Annotated in this window: 16 protein-coding genes; 2 read left to right on the top strand and 14 right to left on the bottom strand. The window is 64.4% G+C overall.

Annotated elements, in window-relative coordinates; all coding sequences use genetic code 11:
• Window positions 1-36: 36 nt before the first annotated feature.
• Both pucL and GSQ92_RS21105 read left to right on the top strand, forming a co-directional pair.
• On the top strand, window positions 37-882 hold the full coding sequence (pucL, locus tag GSQ92_RS21110) for a factor-independent urate hydroxylase (RefSeq protein ID WP_158804364.1): 846 nt from the start codon (window positions 37-39) through the stop codon (window positions 880-882).
• Window positions 879-1,304, top strand: coding sequence for a GNAT family N-acetyltransferase (locus tag GSQ92_RS21105; RefSeq protein WP_158804365.1), 426 nt, complete (start codon window positions 879-881; stop codon window positions 1,302-1,304). The genes pucL and GSQ92_RS21105 overlap by 4 nt, the downstream gene beginning before the upstream one ends.
• Window positions 1,305-1,418: 114 nt before the next feature.
• Here GSQ92_RS21105 and GSQ92_RS21100 read toward each other — a convergent pair whose 3' ends face one another.
• The 14 genes from GSQ92_RS21100 to GSQ92_RS21035 form a co-directional block, all read right to left on the bottom strand.
• Window positions 1,419-2,717: an allantoate amidohydrolase gene (locus GSQ92_RS21100; RefSeq protein ID WP_254065778.1), complete on the bottom strand. Its 1,299-nt coding sequence runs from the start codon at window positions 2,715-2,717 to the stop codon at window positions 1,419-1,421.
• 7 nt (window positions 2,718-2,724) lie between these two features.
• Entirely contained in the window at window positions 2,725-3,144 is a 420-nt protein-coding gene (locus GSQ92_RS21095) for a DUF3830 family protein (RefSeq protein WP_158804367.1), read from the bottom strand.
• A complete protein-coding gene (gene hydA, locus GSQ92_RS21090; protein WP_158804368.1) occupies window positions 3,141-4,607 on the bottom strand; it encodes a dihydropyrimidinase in 1,467 nt (488 codons plus the stop codon). The genes GSQ92_RS21095 and hydA overlap by 4 nt, the downstream gene beginning before the upstream one ends.
• Window positions 4,608-4,790: 183 nt before the next feature.
• Window positions 4,791-5,174, bottom strand: coding sequence for an oxalurate catabolism protein HpxZ (gene hpxZ / locus GSQ92_RS21085; RefSeq protein ID WP_158804369.1), 384 nt, complete (start codon window positions 5,172-5,174; stop codon window positions 4,791-4,793).
• Between the two features lie 11 nt (window positions 5,175-5,185).
• Complete coding sequence (locus GSQ92_RS21080) at window positions 5,186-6,565, bottom strand: AtzE family amidohydrolase (RefSeq protein ID WP_158804370.1); 1,380 nt, start codon at window positions 6,563-6,565, stop codon at window positions 5,186-5,188.
• Window positions 6,562-6,762 (bottom strand): DUF4089 domain-containing protein, encoded by a 201-nt coding sequence (locus GSQ92_RS21075; protein ID WP_158804371.1) that lies wholly within the window; start codon window positions 6,760-6,762, stop codon window positions 6,562-6,564. Before GSQ92_RS21075 ends, GSQ92_RS21080 begins: the two co-directional genes overlap by 4 nt.
• Window positions 6,763-6,824: 62 nt before the next feature.
• A complete protein-coding gene (locus GSQ92_RS21070) occupies window positions 6,825-7,787 on the bottom strand; it encodes a carbohydrate kinase family protein (protein WP_158804372.1) in 963 nt (320 codons plus the stop codon).
• A gap of 3 nt (window positions 7,788-7,790) precedes the next feature.
• Complete coding sequence (locus GSQ92_RS21065) at window positions 7,791-8,747, bottom strand: pseudouridine-5'-phosphate glycosidase (RefSeq protein WP_158804373.1); 957 nt, start codon at window positions 8,745-8,747, stop codon at window positions 7,791-7,793.
• Window positions 8,748-8,759: 12 nt separating this feature from the next.
• Window positions 8,760-9,485 (bottom strand): ABC transporter ATP-binding protein, encoded by a 726-nt coding sequence (locus GSQ92_RS21060; RefSeq protein WP_158804374.1) that lies wholly within the window; start codon window positions 9,483-9,485, stop codon window positions 8,760-8,762.
• Window positions 9,482-11,302: an ABC transporter permease subunit gene (locus tag GSQ92_RS21055; protein ID WP_158804375.1), complete on the bottom strand. Its 1,821-nt coding sequence runs from the start codon at window positions 11,300-11,302 to the stop codon at window positions 9,482-9,484. The genes GSQ92_RS21060 and GSQ92_RS21055 overlap by 4 nt, the downstream gene beginning before the upstream one ends.
• Entirely contained in the window at window positions 11,303-12,202 is a 900-nt protein-coding gene (locus GSQ92_RS21050) for a branched-chain amino acid ABC transporter permease (RefSeq protein WP_158804376.1), read from the bottom strand.
• A gap of 39 nt (window positions 12,203-12,241) precedes the next feature.
• Complete coding sequence (locus tag GSQ92_RS21045; RefSeq protein WP_158804377.1) at window positions 12,242-13,390, bottom strand: branched-chain amino acid ABC transporter substrate-binding protein; 1,149 nt, start codon at window positions 13,388-13,390, stop codon at window positions 12,242-12,244.
• A 303-nt stretch (window positions 13,391-13,693) separates the two neighbouring features.
• Complete coding sequence (locus tag GSQ92_RS21040) at window positions 13,694-14,665, bottom strand: sugar ABC transporter substrate-binding protein (protein ID WP_158804378.1); 972 nt, start codon at window positions 14,663-14,665, stop codon at window positions 13,694-13,696.
• Between the two features lie 32 nt (window positions 14,666-14,697).
• On the bottom strand, window positions 14,698-15,681 hold the full coding sequence (locus tag GSQ92_RS21035; protein WP_158804379.1) for an ABC transporter permease: 984 nt from the start codon (window positions 15,679-15,681) through the stop codon (window positions 14,698-14,700).
• Window position 15,682 lies beyond the last annotated feature (1 nt).

The following is a 15,682-nucleotide window of genomic DNA, read 5'->3' as shown; positions in this document are numbered from 1 at the left end:
CATCAACCGAGACCATCGCGAAAGGAAGACCGCCGCATGACCATGATCCGGAACACCTACGGCAAAAGCCGCGTGCGGGTGATGCGCGTGCATCGCGATGGCCCCCATCACGGCGTTCGCGAGCTTTCCGTACAGGCGATGCTGGAGGGTGACTTCGGCCCCTCCTACACCGAAGCCGACAACCGCCTCTCGATCGCGACCGACACCGTGAAGAACCTCACCTATGTCGTCGCCCGCGAGGCGCTGGACGCGGAGGCCGAGATCTTCGGCCAAAAACTCGCGATGCGCTTCCTGGACCTCTATCCGCAGGTGGAGCGGGCGACGGTCACGATGCACGAAACCAAGTGGCGCCGGGCCTCTTTCGCGGGCCAGCCGCATGACCACAACTTTGTGCTCGACGCCAACGGCAAGCCGTTCGCCGAAGTCGCCATGACACAGGACGGCACGACCATTCGCTCCGGCATCGAAGGCTATACCTTCATGAAGTCCACGCAATCCGGCTGGGCCGATTTCCACCGCGACGCCTATACGACGCTACCGGATACGAGCGACCGGCTTTGCGCGACGGCGATGGACGCGCACTGGTCCTGGTCCGCCGCCCCAGAGAGCTATGACGACGCGAACGCGCGTATTCTCGCGACAATGCTGCAGGTCTTCGGCACAACCTATAGCCATAGCGTGCAGGATAGCCTCTATCGCATGGGCGAGGCCGCGCTGGCCGAGGTCCCTGAGCTTGCGACCATCAGCATGGCCTGTCCCAACAAGCACTATTTGCCCGTAAATCTGGCACCCTTCGGCATGACAGCCGACAATGCGGTGTTTATCCCGACGGACGAGCCGCATGGGCAGATCGAATGCGTCGTGGGGCGAGGCCAGCCGTGACTGAACACCGCCGCGTAATCTACGCCCGCGAGCCCGGCCTGACCATATTCGAGTTTCGCCGCCTCCTGGTCGAATCTGGGCTGGGATCGACACGCCCGGTTGGGGATGAGCCTCGATTGGCCGCGATGCTGACCGCCGCTGACATGATCCTCACGGCGCGGGTGGACGAACCCGGCAATGCCTTGGTGGGCGTCGCCCGCTGCATCACCGATTTCGCCTGGTGCTGCTACCTTTCGGAATTGGCGATCGCCCCTTCGGCGCAAGGCTTGGGCATCGGCAAGGGGCTGCTGGACGAAGCGCGGCGGCAACTCGGCCCCGCTGTCACCCTGATCCTCATTTCCGTGCCCGAGGCTGTGGGCTTCTATGAACGCGCCGGGATGGCGCGGGTACCCCACACATTCTGGTACCGCCGCGAGCATTGAGCGCACGAAGAACCAAAGATGCTGACCAGCTTTGCGGATGACCCGTCATGCTCGGCGAAGGCCGAGGATAACGTCGGAGAATAGTTCCCGTGACGATTGGGATCAGGCCGTAGACTACGAGACATGTGATGCGCCCCCGCCGTGCGGACTTTCGGGCTCAACCCAAAACGATTCGTCGTCCGCCAGCATCTCGATCGCGGAGCAAAGCACCATCACCGAGACGCCCGCATCCTCCAACGTGATGCTCTCCGCAGGCGTATGGCTCACACCCCCGCGACACCGCGTGAAGAGCATGCCAATGCGGCCCAGCGGACCCATCACCAAAGCATCATGCCCCGCACCGCTCTGCAAATGACACACCGGCAAGCCAAAGGCCGTGACGGCTCTGGCCAAGATCGCTTGCAAACCCGCATCGCACTGGACAGCCGGTGCTTCATAGGTTGCGCGCAATTCGACCATGACTTGGCGCGTCGCGGCAATGGCGCGAGCCGCCGTCTCGATAAGGTGCAGCGCCGCGTCCCGCACGTGATCGCGTTCAGCCCGCAGGTCGATACTCAGCACAACCTCGCCCGGAATGCTGTTTGAGGCCCCAGGACGCAGGGTCAGTTGCCCAACAGTCGCGACCAGACCGCCGCCATTCACCTGAGCCGCTTCTTCCACCGCCAGCACCAACTCGGCGGCGGCAGTCAACGCGTCACGCCGCATCGCCATCGGCACGGTGCCCGCATGACCCGCTACCCCTCGCAATGTTGCGGTCACGCGCACGGCGCCAGCGATGGCGGTGACGACACCCACAGGCAGGCCCTCGGCCTCCAGCACCGGCCCCTGCTCGATATGCAATTCGAGGTAGCCGACCACACGCCGCCCCCGTCGCGAGAGAGCCCGAATGTCGGCCGGATCGCAGCCGAACGCCTCCAGCGCCTGTCGCAGGCTGACACCTTCAGCATCGACAACATCGAGCGTCGCCAGATCGAAGCTACCCGCGACAGCGCGCGAGCCTGAGAGCGTAGCCGGGAAACGGGCGCCCTCCTCATCGCCAAAGGCAATGACCTCGACGTCGAACGGCAGCGCCGCACCGCGCCGCCGCAACTCCTCGACGGCGGCGATCGCGCCCAGCACACCAAGCGCGCCATCGTAGCGGCCGGCATCGCGAACCGTGTCGATATGGGAACCGAGGATCAGGAGCGGCCGATCCGAAACCACTCCCGCGCGGCCAACGACATTGCCGATCGCGTCGATCTCGCTTGTCAGCCCCGCCTCTTCCATCCAGCCGCGCAATTGATCGGCCGCGGCTCGATGAGCGGGAGTAAGGTAGAAGCGCGTCAGCCGACCGGGTTCGTCCGTGAACCGTGCAAGCGCATCGAGCCGCGCCATCAGCGCCGCGCCAATCTCCGCGACCCGCGCGTCCTGCACCGTCCGTTCAGCCCTCCGCAACGGCGAAGGTAATCGGCTGCGCGCCCTTCCGCAGAGTAAGCCGCCCCAAGCTGGCGAGATCCTCAAGCCCATCCGGAATGGTCAGGAAGTGGTTGCCCGCAAGCTGCCCGGCTTTGCTGGCGAAGCAGCAAGGACCATAGGCAATCAAAATCTCCGTCTCGCTCACGCCGCCGGGATAGAGAATCACATGACCCGGCGCGGGATAGCTCGTCGCATTCTCCGGCCCGAGGCCGAGATCATAATCGCCCATCGGAATCCAGCACGCCTCGCCGCTCCAGCGAACATGGATGAGGGATTCCCGATAGGGCAGCATGCCGCGAAACGCAGCGACGGTCTTAGGCGCCGCCGTCTCCTCGAAACGCGCGACGAAACTGAAATCGCCAGCCGTGATGCGGATCAAGCTCATACAAGCCGCTTCCCCGACGGGCCGACCGCCATCGCCGCCGCATCGAAGCCATCCGCCAGCCGGCCGGTCGGCTTGATGAGATCATAGGCATCGCGCGCGAGGAACTTGCCGCTGCCCGGCGCCGCCACGACCTTGCCGGATTGCATCGCAAGCTGACCGCGCAGAAATACCGCTTCGGCCCAGCCAGTGACCTCCATCCCCTCATAGGGCGTGTGGTCAATGGCATGGCCGAGCTTATCGTTGGTGATCTTGACTTTACGCGTCGGATCCCAGAGCAGGATATCGGCATCGGCGCCCGGTGCGATGCGCCCCTTGCGCGTTAGGCCAAAGATCCGTGCCGGCTGGCTCGCGACGAGCCGCACGAAATCCGTCACATCGATGCGCCCCTTCGCAACACCCTCGCTGAACAACAAGGGCAGCCGCGTTGCCAAGCCTGGAAGCCCATTGGGGATATTGGTGAAAGGCGCGTCCTCGCCATTGCTGCGTTTGCCGAGATCACCGTGATACGAAAAGCCACTATGGTCCGAGGAAACCACGTCGATCGTGCCGCGACGAATGGTATCCCACAGGCCCTCCTGCGCCTGAACATCACGCGGAGACGGGCTGCACATGTATTTCGCCCCCTCGAAGCCAGGGCGGTCCATATCGGCGGCCGTCAGCGTGAGGTATTGCGGGCAGGTCTCGGCCCAAACCTTCACGCCACGGGCCTGCGCGCGCGCGATTTCCTTCGCGACCCCTGCGGAGGAGACATGGAAAATCTGGATCGGCTGATCGACCAGCTCGGCCAAAGCGATGGCGCGATAAGTCGCTTCGCGCTCCACAATCTCTGGCCTCGACCAGGCGTGATACTTCGGCGCGGTACGGCCGTCCGCCAACAGCGCGCGAGCGCGCCAGTCGATCGCGTCGTAATTCTCGCAATGCACCGTGACCAGCGCGCCCGTGCGGCGCGCTACGGACAGCACCTGTAGATACTGTCGATCGTCAAGATGCACCGTGTCGTAAGTCAGAAAGACCTTCAGGCTGCGGATACCCGCCTCGACCAGACCGGGAATTTCCGCGAGAACCTCATCGGTCGGGTCCGAAATGATCTGGTGGAAACTGTAGTCGATGGCCGATGCCCGCGCGAGTTCCCGGTACTCGTTGAGCGTGTCGCGGATCGGCTGGCCCTTGAACTGCGTAGAGAAGGAGATAGCCGTGGTCGTGCCACCAAGAAGTGCAGCCGCGCTGCCGGTGGTGAAGCTCTCCTCATCCGTGCCGCCCTCGGGCCTTAGCTGCGCGATGTGGCAATGGGTATCCACGCCGCCCGGCATCACCAGCAGCCCGCCGGCATCGACCGACCGCTCGCCTTGAAGGTTTTCCCCAACCGCCGCGATGCGTTCGCCGATGATGCCGACATCGGCGCGATAAGCGTCTGAGGCAGTGACGACCGTGCCTCCCCGCACGACGAGATTATAATCAGCCACAGTCGGGGCATCCAAGGTGACGATCAACTCTCATGCGATGGAACCCGCCCTTGCGATGAATTGCTGCGGCCGAGAATGCGGCGCGGCCGGTGGCTGGGCAAGCTCTAGATCGCAGGCGCGGTCCGGGTTCCGGCGTCTCGCGCCCAGCATCCGGGCACAATCGACCTGCATGGCGTAGCGAAGTCAGCGCGACTCAGTCATCAGCGACACATGAGCCGCGGTAATCTTCCAGCCGCCCGCAGTGAGGATCCAGCTCTGACTCTGGCGGCCTACTTGAGTGCTGCCCGCCCGCCGGAACTCGAGATTGCAGGTGGCAAAAGCATCGCCGTAACAGGCGATCTCGCGCCTCAGCACCTTGCGCGGCGGCGAGCCGCCAACCCGGCCTCGCCGGAACGCCTGAATCTCCGCCGTGCCATAGAGATTCTCACCAACTCCATAGCGAAGGGTCATCGGCGAATCCCAGAACAGCGCGTCGAGGGTCGCGAGATCGTTCGCCATCAGGGCCGCTTCGTACTGATCACAGGCCGCCGTCACCGCCGCGAGCGTCTCGGGATCGTTGATCTTCATTTCCCCCTCGGTCATTTGGCGCGAACCACCCCGGCGCGCTCCAGGTTGTGCGCGACCCGTAGCGCCAAACCCTCCCGCCAAGGCGGCGCGATGACCTGCACGCCCAGCGGCAAGCCTTCAGTCACGACAGGCACCGTGACGATCGGCAGGCCGATGAAACTCAGCGGCTGCGTATAGAGGCCGATATTCGGCCGCGCCGGTATCTCGACGCCGTTCAGCACCATCATTGCCTGCCCGATCCGTGGGGCCGAGAACGGCGTCGCCGGCGCCAACAGAATATCGGTCTCCTCGAAGATCGCCGCGACCTGAGCGCGGAACAGGCTCCGAAAGCGCTGGGCCTGCAGCACCGCCGTCGCCGGAACCAGCGTGCCCGCCATCAGACGGTCACGTGTCGCCGGGTCAAAGTCGTCTGGCCGGCGGCGCAGATCGGGAAGATGCAGGTTGCCGCCTTCACTCGCCGTTATCACGAACGCCGCCGATCGTGCCGTCTCCGCGCCCGACAGCTCGACCTCCCTGGCGGCGCCGAGCGCTTCCGCCACACGGCCAAGCGCCGCCAGCATCTCCGCCGAAGCGCCAGACATGAACCAGCCGCCTAGCACCTTGCACCGCAGGCCATCGATCGAGGACTCAAGCTCCGCCAGGGTCGGCTCGATCGGACGGTCGGCGGAGCCGGGGTCAGCTGGATCGTGGCCTGTCTGCAAAGCGTCGTAGCAGAGCGACAGATCGGCCACCGTCCGGGCGAAGGGGCCGACATGGTCGAAACTGCCGACAAAGGGGAAGCTTCCGGCCCGCGACAGGCGACCATAGGTCGGCTTCAGACCAAAAATGCCGCAAAAGCTCGCGGGCACCCGGATCGACCCATTGGTGTCCGTGCCGAGCGAAAGCGGAACCAGCCCTGCCGCCACCGCCGCCGCTGATCCGCCCGATGATCCGCCCGCTACATGCTCCAGCGCGTGGGGATTGTGCGTCGTCCCGTCATGGGAGTTCTCGGTCACGAAGCCATAGGCGAACTCGTCCATATTGGTCGCGCCGACGAGCACCGCGCCCGCTTGCCGCATCTGGCGCACCAATGCCCCATCCGAGGTCGCCGGCGGCCGGTCGCGCAGGATGAGGGAGCCGGCGACCGTCGTGAGATCCGCGACGTCGAAAAGGTTCTTCACCGCGAATGGCACGCCCGCCAAGGGACCAGGATCACGCCCCGCTGCGACCGCCTCATCCACCGCGCGCGCATCCTTGAGCGCGCGCTGTTCGAGCACCGCCGTGAAGCAATTCAGCGCAGCATCGCGGGACGCGATTTCGGCCAAAGCGTCCCGCGCCACCGTCTCGGCGCGCAGCGTTCCGTCGCGCACCGCCTTCGCCACCGACACCGCATCGCGAACAGCCGCGCTCAAGGCCGGAACACCGGCGCGGGCTCCACGCTTTCCGAAAGGTCAAGCGCCATGAGCCGATCGATATGCTGCTGGAGGGTCTTGAGATTAATCACAACCCCCGGCGCGCAGCTTTCCGGAATGTCGAGGCCGATTCCGCGCGCCGTTTCCCGCCCATGCGCCAGCAGCGCTTCGTCGGAGGCTGGTATTGTCGATTGCATGCGGCGGCGCTCCTGCGGATGTCAAAGCCAGCGAGCCATCACTCGGGTAGGAAACGAGCGAATCATATTTCCCGCGCCGAGGCTATCGCAGACGCGTCACCAAGCCCACCACCGAGTGCTGAAACCGGTTGGCCGCCCATGATCACCGCCGCGGAAGCGCCTGCCTCGACCCCACGCGACAGGCAGCGCTCGATCGCACCACCGCCGAGATGTTCCGAGAGATACCCGGCGAGAAAAGCATCCCCCGCGCCCGTGGTATCGAGAACCTCGACAGTCGGCGCCGGTTGAGCCCAGCGATCCCGCATCAGACCTCCCGCAATCGCCCCCGCGTTCCCAAGCTTGATGACCACCAGCTCGTAGTATTTGCCCAGGATCGCAAATTGCTCCTCCCGATCGGGCGTGCCGGCGAGGAGTGCGGCCTCCTCGCTGTTGGGAAAGCAAATCGAAGCGCCTCGCGTCCAGCTCAGAAAATTCGCGGCCCCCACCTCCTCGATGAAAGACACTGAACCAGGATCGACCGTCACCTTAACCCTGCGCGCCCGCGCCCGAGCCATAAGATTGAGAACGGCGCTTCTGGGACTGGGTGTGATCAAGGCATAGCCGGAGACCTGCAGCAGATCGGCACCATCGAGTAGCGCATCAGGCAAGTCCTCGACGCAGAGTCCGTCATTCGCACCGCGATCGGTAAAGAAGCTGCGCTCACCCGTCGGGTCCACCAGAGCCACCAGGGTTCCAGTCGGCCGCACCGGATCGGCCCCTAGAAACGGAGAAATTCCCAACGCCTCCATCGCCAGCCGCTGGGCAGCGATATCACCCTCGCCGACTCTCCCGGCAAAGCTAACCGCAACACCGAAATGATTTAGCCACGCCGCCTGATTGGCGCCCGAACCTCCCGGCATCGAACGGATCGCCGCCCGCCGGTCCGAACCCACGATCAAAGGTCCTTCGGCCCTGACGATGACGTCTGTCATCACATCCCCCACGACCAAAACTCGCCGCGGAAAAGGAGCGCCTTGGGCGCCCATTCGCTAGCTCGCTCCGCCCGCACCCGAAGCTTCAGCGGCCGTGATCGCCACCAGCGCGACCGCTATCTCCGCCGCGACCGCCGCGTTGTTCTTAACGAGCGCGATATTCGCCTCGAGGCTCTTGCCATCGGTAAGCTCGAAGATGCGCTGCAACAGGAATGGCGTCAGCGCCTTGCGATTGACGCCCGAGGCCTCAGCCTGTGCGACCGCTTCGGCGATCCGCGCCTCGATTGCGGCCGCATCCAAGCCATGCCCGTGCGGGATCGGATTGGCGACCACCATTCCGCCACCCATTCCGAGCTGCCGGTTCATCGCGATCACCCCCGCGACCTCGCCTGGCGTATCGAGACGGTGATCGACCGGATAGCCACTCGTCCGCGCGAAAAACGCCGGAAACTCATCCGTGCCGTAGCCGATCACCGGAACGCCAAGACTCTCCAGCATCTCAAGCGTCTTGCCGATATCGAGGATCGACTTTGCCCCGGCGCAAACAACAGCCACCGGAATCGAGCCGAGGGCCGCCAGATCCGCTGAGACGTCGAAAGTCTCCTCAGCGCCGCGATGCACCCCACCAATCCCGCCAGTTGCAAAGACGGAAATCCCCGCCATCGCCGCGATATGCATCGTCGCCGCGACCGTGGTTCCCGCCAGCCGCCCCGTAAGCAAAAGCGCCGCGATGTCGCGCCGAGACGCCTTCGCCGCCGAATGCCCTTCCGCCGCAAGCCGCTCCAGCGCCACCGCGTCCAGGCCGACCATCAACCGGCCATCCATCATGGCGATCGTCGCCGGCAGCGCGCCATGGTCGCGCACGACCTGCTCCACCGCTCGGGCCATCACGAGGTTCTGCGGAAACGGCATGCCATGGGTGATGATCGTCGATTCCAGCGCCACGACAGGACGACCCTTGGCAAGCGCCTCGCTGACCTCCGGCGCGATCGACAGCAAGCTCTCGGCGGCCATCTCATCTCCTATCTAGGCAGCAGCGGCGCCACCGAGATAAGCGGCCTGAACGCGAGGGTCCAGCGCGAGATCGGCAGCCGCGCCATGGATCAGGATGGACCCGCTTTCGAGGACATAGGCGCGGTCCGCGATGCGTAAGGTTTGCCGCGCATTCTGCTCCACCAGCAGCACCGCCATCCCCTCGTCGCGCAACCGCTTCACGATGCCGAAGATCGACCGCACGATCAGCGGGGCGAGACCCATGGACGGCTCGTCCAGCACGAGCAGGCGCGGCTGCAAAACCAAGGCGCGAGCGATCGCCACCATCTGCTGCTCGCCGCCGGAGAGCGTCCCCGCAAGCTGCAACCGCCGCTCCGCCAGTCGCGGGAAGAGCGCATACATCGTCTCCATCCGCCGCTTCAACTCCGCCGCCTGGTCGCGGATCAGGTAGCCGCCAAGCCGCAAATTCTCCTCAACCGTGAGCGGGCTGAACAGCCTGCGCCGCTCCGGCACATGGGCCAGGCCGAGCGCCGTGATGCGATGCGCCTTGACCCCGTTGAGGCTTTCACCCCCCAGCACCACTTTTCCGCCCCGCACCGGCTCCAGCCCCGACAGCGCCCGCAGCGTGGTGGTCTTGCCCGCGCCATTGCTGCCGAGCAGCGCCACGATCTCGCCGGGCGCCACAGTCAGGTCGATGCCGTGCAGTACCTCGACCTTGCCGTAGCCGACGCGCAGCCCCTCGACGACGAGAAGGCTCATGCCACAGCCCCAAGCGCGCCGACGTCCTCGTCGTCCTCCTCGGTGCCGAGATAGGCCGCGATGACGCGGGGATTGGCCTGGATCTCCGCCGGCCGACCCTCGGCAATGACACCGCCGCGATCCATGACGATGATGCGGTCGGAGACGCCCATGACCAGCAGCATGTCGTGCTCGATCAGCAGCACCGTAGTGCCAAGATCGCGAATGCGGCGGATGAGGCCCATGAGCGACTGTTTCTCGGTCGGATTCATCCCCGCCGCCGGCTCGTCGAGCAGCAGAAGACGCGGCTGACCCGCCAGCGCCCGCGCGATCTCAAGCCGGCGCTGGTCGCCGTAAGGAAGATCGCCGGCCCGCATCCCGGCCTGATCCGCGAGACCGACGAACTCCAGCCAGTTCCGGCAGGCGGCATAGTGCCGGCCAGCCTCCCGCCGCGCGCCACTGAGCGCCAGCATCTCGGTGACCAGCGGCACTCGGTAGCGGTGATCCATGCCGACCAGCGCATTCTCGAACACCGTCATGTCGTCGAACAGCCGGATGCCCTGGAAGGTTCGCGCCAGTCCCAGCGCCACCACACGATGCGGCGCCAGCCCGACCAGCGAGGCGCCGCCCCAAAGGATCGACCCCTCGTTGGGTTGCAGCACGCCGGTCAGGCAATTGAAGACCGTGGTCTTACCGGCGCCGTTAGGTCCGATGATGCTGAGGATCTCGCCCTGCCGCACGGAAAAGCTGACATCGCTGACGGCGCGCAGCCCGCCGAAGATGCGGCTGATGCCGCGCACCTCCAGCAAAGTGCCGCGATGAGGCGCCGGTACATCCCCTGCCTCATCGGCCACCAGCGCCGACGGCTCCGCCTCGGGAACCGCATGGGCGGCTGTGGCGGAGGGCGCCGCGATGTGACGCAGCCGTGCCGGCCACAGTCCTTGGGGCCGCACGAGCATGAGCAGGATGAGCGCAATCGCGAAGGCGAATTCGCGCCACAGATGGATGAACCGCAGCGCCTCCGGCAGGCCCGCAACGATGATGGCGCCAAGAATCACACCGGGCAGGCTGCCGCGACCGCCAAGCACCACGATGATCAGGATCGTCACCGACTGCGCATAGGTGAAGGAAGTCGGGTCGATCGCCCCGAACCGCGCCGCGAAGAGGCTGCCGCCGAGGCCGCCGATGACCGCGCCCATGACATAGGCCAGCATCTTGACCCGAAGCGTCGGCACGCCCACGGCCTCGGCCGCGGACTCATCCTCGCGCAGACTGGTCCAGGCCCGGCCCAGGCGTGAGCGCCCGAGGCGAATGACGAAGACCAGCACGACGACCAGGAACGCGATCCCCAGCTCGTACACCGCTTTGGGCGATGTTATGTCATGCCCGAATAGCCGCGCGGGATTGATGCCGTACAGCCCGTTGGGGCCACCGGTAATGTCGAGGTTGGTCGCGATGATCCTTACGATCTCCCCGAACCCCAGAGTCACGATCGCCAGATAGTCGCTGCGCAGCCGGAGCGTCGGGAATCCGATGATGACGCCGGAGACTCCCGCCAGCAGCATGCTGAAAGGAATCGTCTCCCAAAAATTCAGATGCAGCAGCGTCTCCAGCAGCGCCGTCGTGTAGGCACCGATGGCGAAAAACGCCGCATAGCCGAGATCGAGCAGCCCCGCGTAGCCCACAACGATATTGAGCCCGAGCGCCAGGATCGCATAAGTCACGACCGTCAGCCCGACATCGATGACGTAATTGCTCGACACCAGCGGCAAAGCCGCCGCCAAAACGAGCGCGCCAATGACGAGTGGCGCTACCGGAAAACGGGCGGCCGCCGCCACCTACATCCGCTCCACGACGCGCTCGCCAAAGAGCCCGGTGGGCTTGATGACGAGCGTGCCGATGAGCACCGCGAAAACGATAACGTCGGTCCAGCGCGACGAAACATAACCGGCGCTGAATGCCTCCAGCAGGCCGATGATCAACCCGCCCGCCATGGCGCCTGGAATATTGCCGATACCGCCTAAAACCGCAGCGGTGAAGGCGCGCAGGCCGACGATGAAGCCCATGAAGAAGTTGATTTCGGTGTAGTACAGCCCCTCCATCACACCGGCCACCGCAGCGAGCGCCGAGCCCACGAAGAAGGTCGTCTGGATGACGCGCTCGACATCGATGCCCATCAGCCGCGCCGCATCCCGGTCCACCGCGAGGGCGCGCATCGCGGTGCCCATGAAGGTGCGATGCACAAACAGATAAAGTGCCGCCATCAGCGCCAGGCTGCAAAAGATGATGCCGATCTGGACGTAGCTGATCTGCGCGCCACCAATCACGAAACCCGCGGTACTGACGAGATGCGGATAAGTCTCGAAGCCCGGCCCATAGATCAGCAACACGCCATTTTCCAGCGCGAGAGACACGCCGAGAGCCGTGATCAGAATCGACAGGCGCGGTGCCGACAGCAATGGCTGATACGCGAAACGCTCGATGACGACACCAATTCCGCCGGTCAGCGCCATCGCCAGCAACACCGCCAGCAGCAAAGCGATGCCCCAGGGCATGTGCATCGCCGCCAGGGCTGACAGCACTGTCCAGCCCAAGAAGGCGCCAACCATGAAGATGTCGCCATGGGCGAAGTTGATGAGCCGCACGATGCCGTAGACCATCGTGTAGCCCAGAGCGATCAGCGCATAGAACGAACCGGTCGTAAGCCCCGCGACCAGAAGTTGGAGAAATTCGCTCATGATGCGACGCCGCCGGGACCGCGTCGCATCAATGCGTTCTTACTGCACCGCGACCCATTTTCCATCGGCATCAAGCTTCTGGCCGGCGACGAACTCACCGTTCTTGACGTCGATGGTGATATAGACGGCGGTCGCGCGGTCACCCTTCTCGTTGAAGGTGATGTTGCCGGTGATGCCCGGAAAGTCCTTGATCTTGTGCAGCGCCGCTGTGATCGCCGCCGGATCGACCGACTTCGCATCAGCGATCGCCTGAGCGATCACCGCCACCGCGTCATATTCGTAAACCGAGTAAGGACCCGGCGCCTTGCCATAGGCCTTGGTGTAGTTGGTCACGTAATCCTTCGCCCCGCTCAGGAACTGCGGCAGCGGAGCGGTGGTCGAGGTCCAGCCCTCGGCGCCGGGTCCGGCCGTCTTGATCAAGGTCGGGTCATTGGTGGCGTCGCCACCCATCATCTTGGCTTTGATATGGAGCGCCGCCGCCTGCTTCGCGATCAGCCCGGCTTCCGCGAAGTAACCGGTATAGTCGATCACATCGGGGTGTAGTGAAGCGACATGCGACAAGACGGCGGAGTAGTCCATCTGCCCAGGCGTGATGGCATCGTAATAGACGACGTTCACGCCGTCCTTCTTCAGCGCCTCAACAGTATTGTCGGCCAAACCCTTGGAATAGGTGGTGTTGTCGTCGATGACCGCGGCGGTTTTCGCGTGCAGGTAATTGGCAATGTAATTCGCGGCGAAAGGCCCCTGCTCGTCATCGCGCCCGATCGTGCGGAAAACGGTGTCGAGACCCAGTTCGGTCAGCTTCGGATTGGTCGCACCATCCAGCACGTAGGCAATGCCCGCACGATGCAGCGCCGTCACCTCTGGCAGCGCCGCGCCGGAGCAGTAGGAACCGGCAACCGCGACAACGCCGTCATCAGCGATCTTCTGCGCCGCCTGCGCGCCCATTTGCGCGTCACACCCGTCATCCTCAGGCACCAAAACGATCTGCCGGCCCAGCACGCCGCCAGCCGCATTGATCTTGGCCGCGGCCACCTTGCCGCCATCGACGATATCGATGCCCGCCGCGGCATAGCTGCCCGAGAGCGGCGCCGTGACGCCGATCTTGATGGGATCCGCGGCAAAAGCCGCCGTCGCTCCTCCGGCCAGCATCAGGGGGAGCGCGGCGTAGAGGATCGGTTTGATCATTGCATTCTCCGTAACGAGGGGCGGATATCTTGGCAGCTACCGGTCGGTCTTAGTCCCGCCCCGGCACGAGATGCAATCGGTAGGCCAACAGTTCCCGCCAGGCTGGCAAAGGCGCATCCAGCGCGTGTGGAACCCGCTTCGACCTCGCCTTGATCGGGCGAGGCTGGTTAACATCCAAATCCTTATAAGAAGTAAATGAGAGGGCGATCACCCGCGCCCTACCGGGAAGCCAGTAACGCCCCTGGCCTGATGGCCCGGGGCGTCCTGATCGCGGCCGCCCGAAGACGGCCGCCGTGAGTTAGTTTAGCTCGCCTGGCCGAGTGCCTTCTCAGCCTCCGCCGCGTTCTCTTTCGTCACGAGCACCGACGGGACAAAGGTATAGGGCGGCAGGTCATGGTTGCCGGCGAGGTAGCGAGCGGCATTATCCACCGCCGTCTTGCCGATCAGATAGGGTTGCTGAGCCGCCACGGCGGAAGCCGGCGATGCCGGATCCTTCACCATCTTCACCACGTCCGGGCTGCCATCCACGCCATAGGTCCGCACCTCTGGCCGCTTCGCCGCGACAATCGCCTGGGTCGCGCCAACCTGGGGCACATCCCAAGCCGACCACACCGCCGCGATATCGCCCTTGTTGGGATATTTCGAGAGCATGTCGGTGACCTGGCTATAGGCGTTCTGCACGGTATTGGGGATCACGTCCCGCAATTCCGGCGTGATGATCTTGATGTCTGGGAATGCCTTCAGCACCAGCTTCAACTCGTCATAGCGAATGGCGCAGACCGGCACGCTGTAGAAGCCGTTGAAGACGAGGATATTGCCCTTGCCGTGAATGTCGCTCGCCAATTGCAGAGCCAGCTTCTCGCCGATGCCGAAATTGTCGGAGGTCGTATCGTTGATGCTATGCGGCGAGATCGTATCGACGGTGAACAGCGGAATACCCGCGTCACGAACCTTCTTGAGCCAAGGCTGCAGCACCGGCCCATTGCCAAGCTGCTCGATGATGACATCGGGCTTCTGCGCGATCAGGGTTTGGATCTGGCTAATCTGGCGACTGTCATTGCGCCCGCCATCGAGAGCGATCGCGGTACCGCCAAGCCGCTTCACCTCATCCATCTGGCCCTGATAGGCTTTCAGGTCCCAATAATGCTCCGTGCCGATCACGGTGATGCCGATGCGCTTGCCCTTCAGGCTTGGCACATCATCCGCATAGGCGGTGGTCGCGGCAAATCCGAAGGCAAAAACAAGTCCGGCGAGAATCCGAGCTTTGAACGACATGACGAGGGTCTCCGATTGATTGATTTGTTATTTCAGTCCGCGGCCTGAAGACGCCGCGTGGCGAAGCTCGCGCCGAGCACCGCGAAGACCAGCAGGCCGATCGCGACCTGCTGCCAATAGAAATTCCAACCGATCAGCAGCAAACCGTTATGCAGCATGCCAAAGAGGAAAACCCCGATCAGCGTCCCGAGAACATTCGGCTTCGCCTCCCGGCTAATGGTGGTGCCCACGAAAACGGCACCGATCGCATCAAGCAGAAAAGCGTTGCCCGAGAGCGGCACATAGGACTTCACGGTCGCCGCCAGCAGCAGTCCGGAGACGCCGCAGAGCAGCGCCGAAAGCAGATAGACCAGCCACGTGGCACGCCTTACGGGCAAGCCCGAATAGCGCGCCACCTGCGGCGCCGCGCCGATCGCCCGGACGTGTCGCCCAAAAGGCGTGCGCCCCAGCAGCACCTGCACCACGATCACCGCCGCCAGCACGATCCATAGCGGCGCCGGCACACCCAGCGCTGTGCCATGAGCTAACGCGTCCAAACCGGCCGCGGGGAAGTTGGATACAAGATAAATCGGCGTGCCGCCATTGGTCGCCAATTGCTGCACGCTCTCGCCCACGAACAGCACGCCGAGCGTCGCCAGAAACGGACTAATGCCCAACACGGTGATCAGCGCCGCATCGACAACGCCCACCATGAGCGCACCGCCGAGCCCCACCGCGAGACTAAGCGCCAGCCCATGGCCGAGAGACATCAATGTCACCGCGACCATCGCCGCGATATCCGCCGATGTGCCAACCGAGAGGTCGATCCCTCCCGCCGACACCACCAGCGTCATGCCGAGCGCCACAATCGCGGGAAGGGTGAAGTTGTTCACCAGGATATGCAGCAGGTTTCCCGGCGTCCTGAAGGTCGGCGAGGCCACGGCGAAGATGACGAAAAGCAGGATCAGCGCGGTAGGCGTCACCCAGCGCACCAATTGCGTGACGCGGAAGCGTGGGGCGGCGATACTGGCTGACAAC

The sequence above is a fragment of the Acidisoma sp. S159 genome, assembly GCF_009766125.1.
Lineage (GTDB): Bacteria > Pseudomonadota > Alphaproteobacteria > Acetobacterales > Acetobacteraceae > Acidisoma.
The sequence above is the reverse complement of the archived record's forward strand: the minus strand, read 5'-3'. Positions and strand labels throughout refer to the sequence as shown.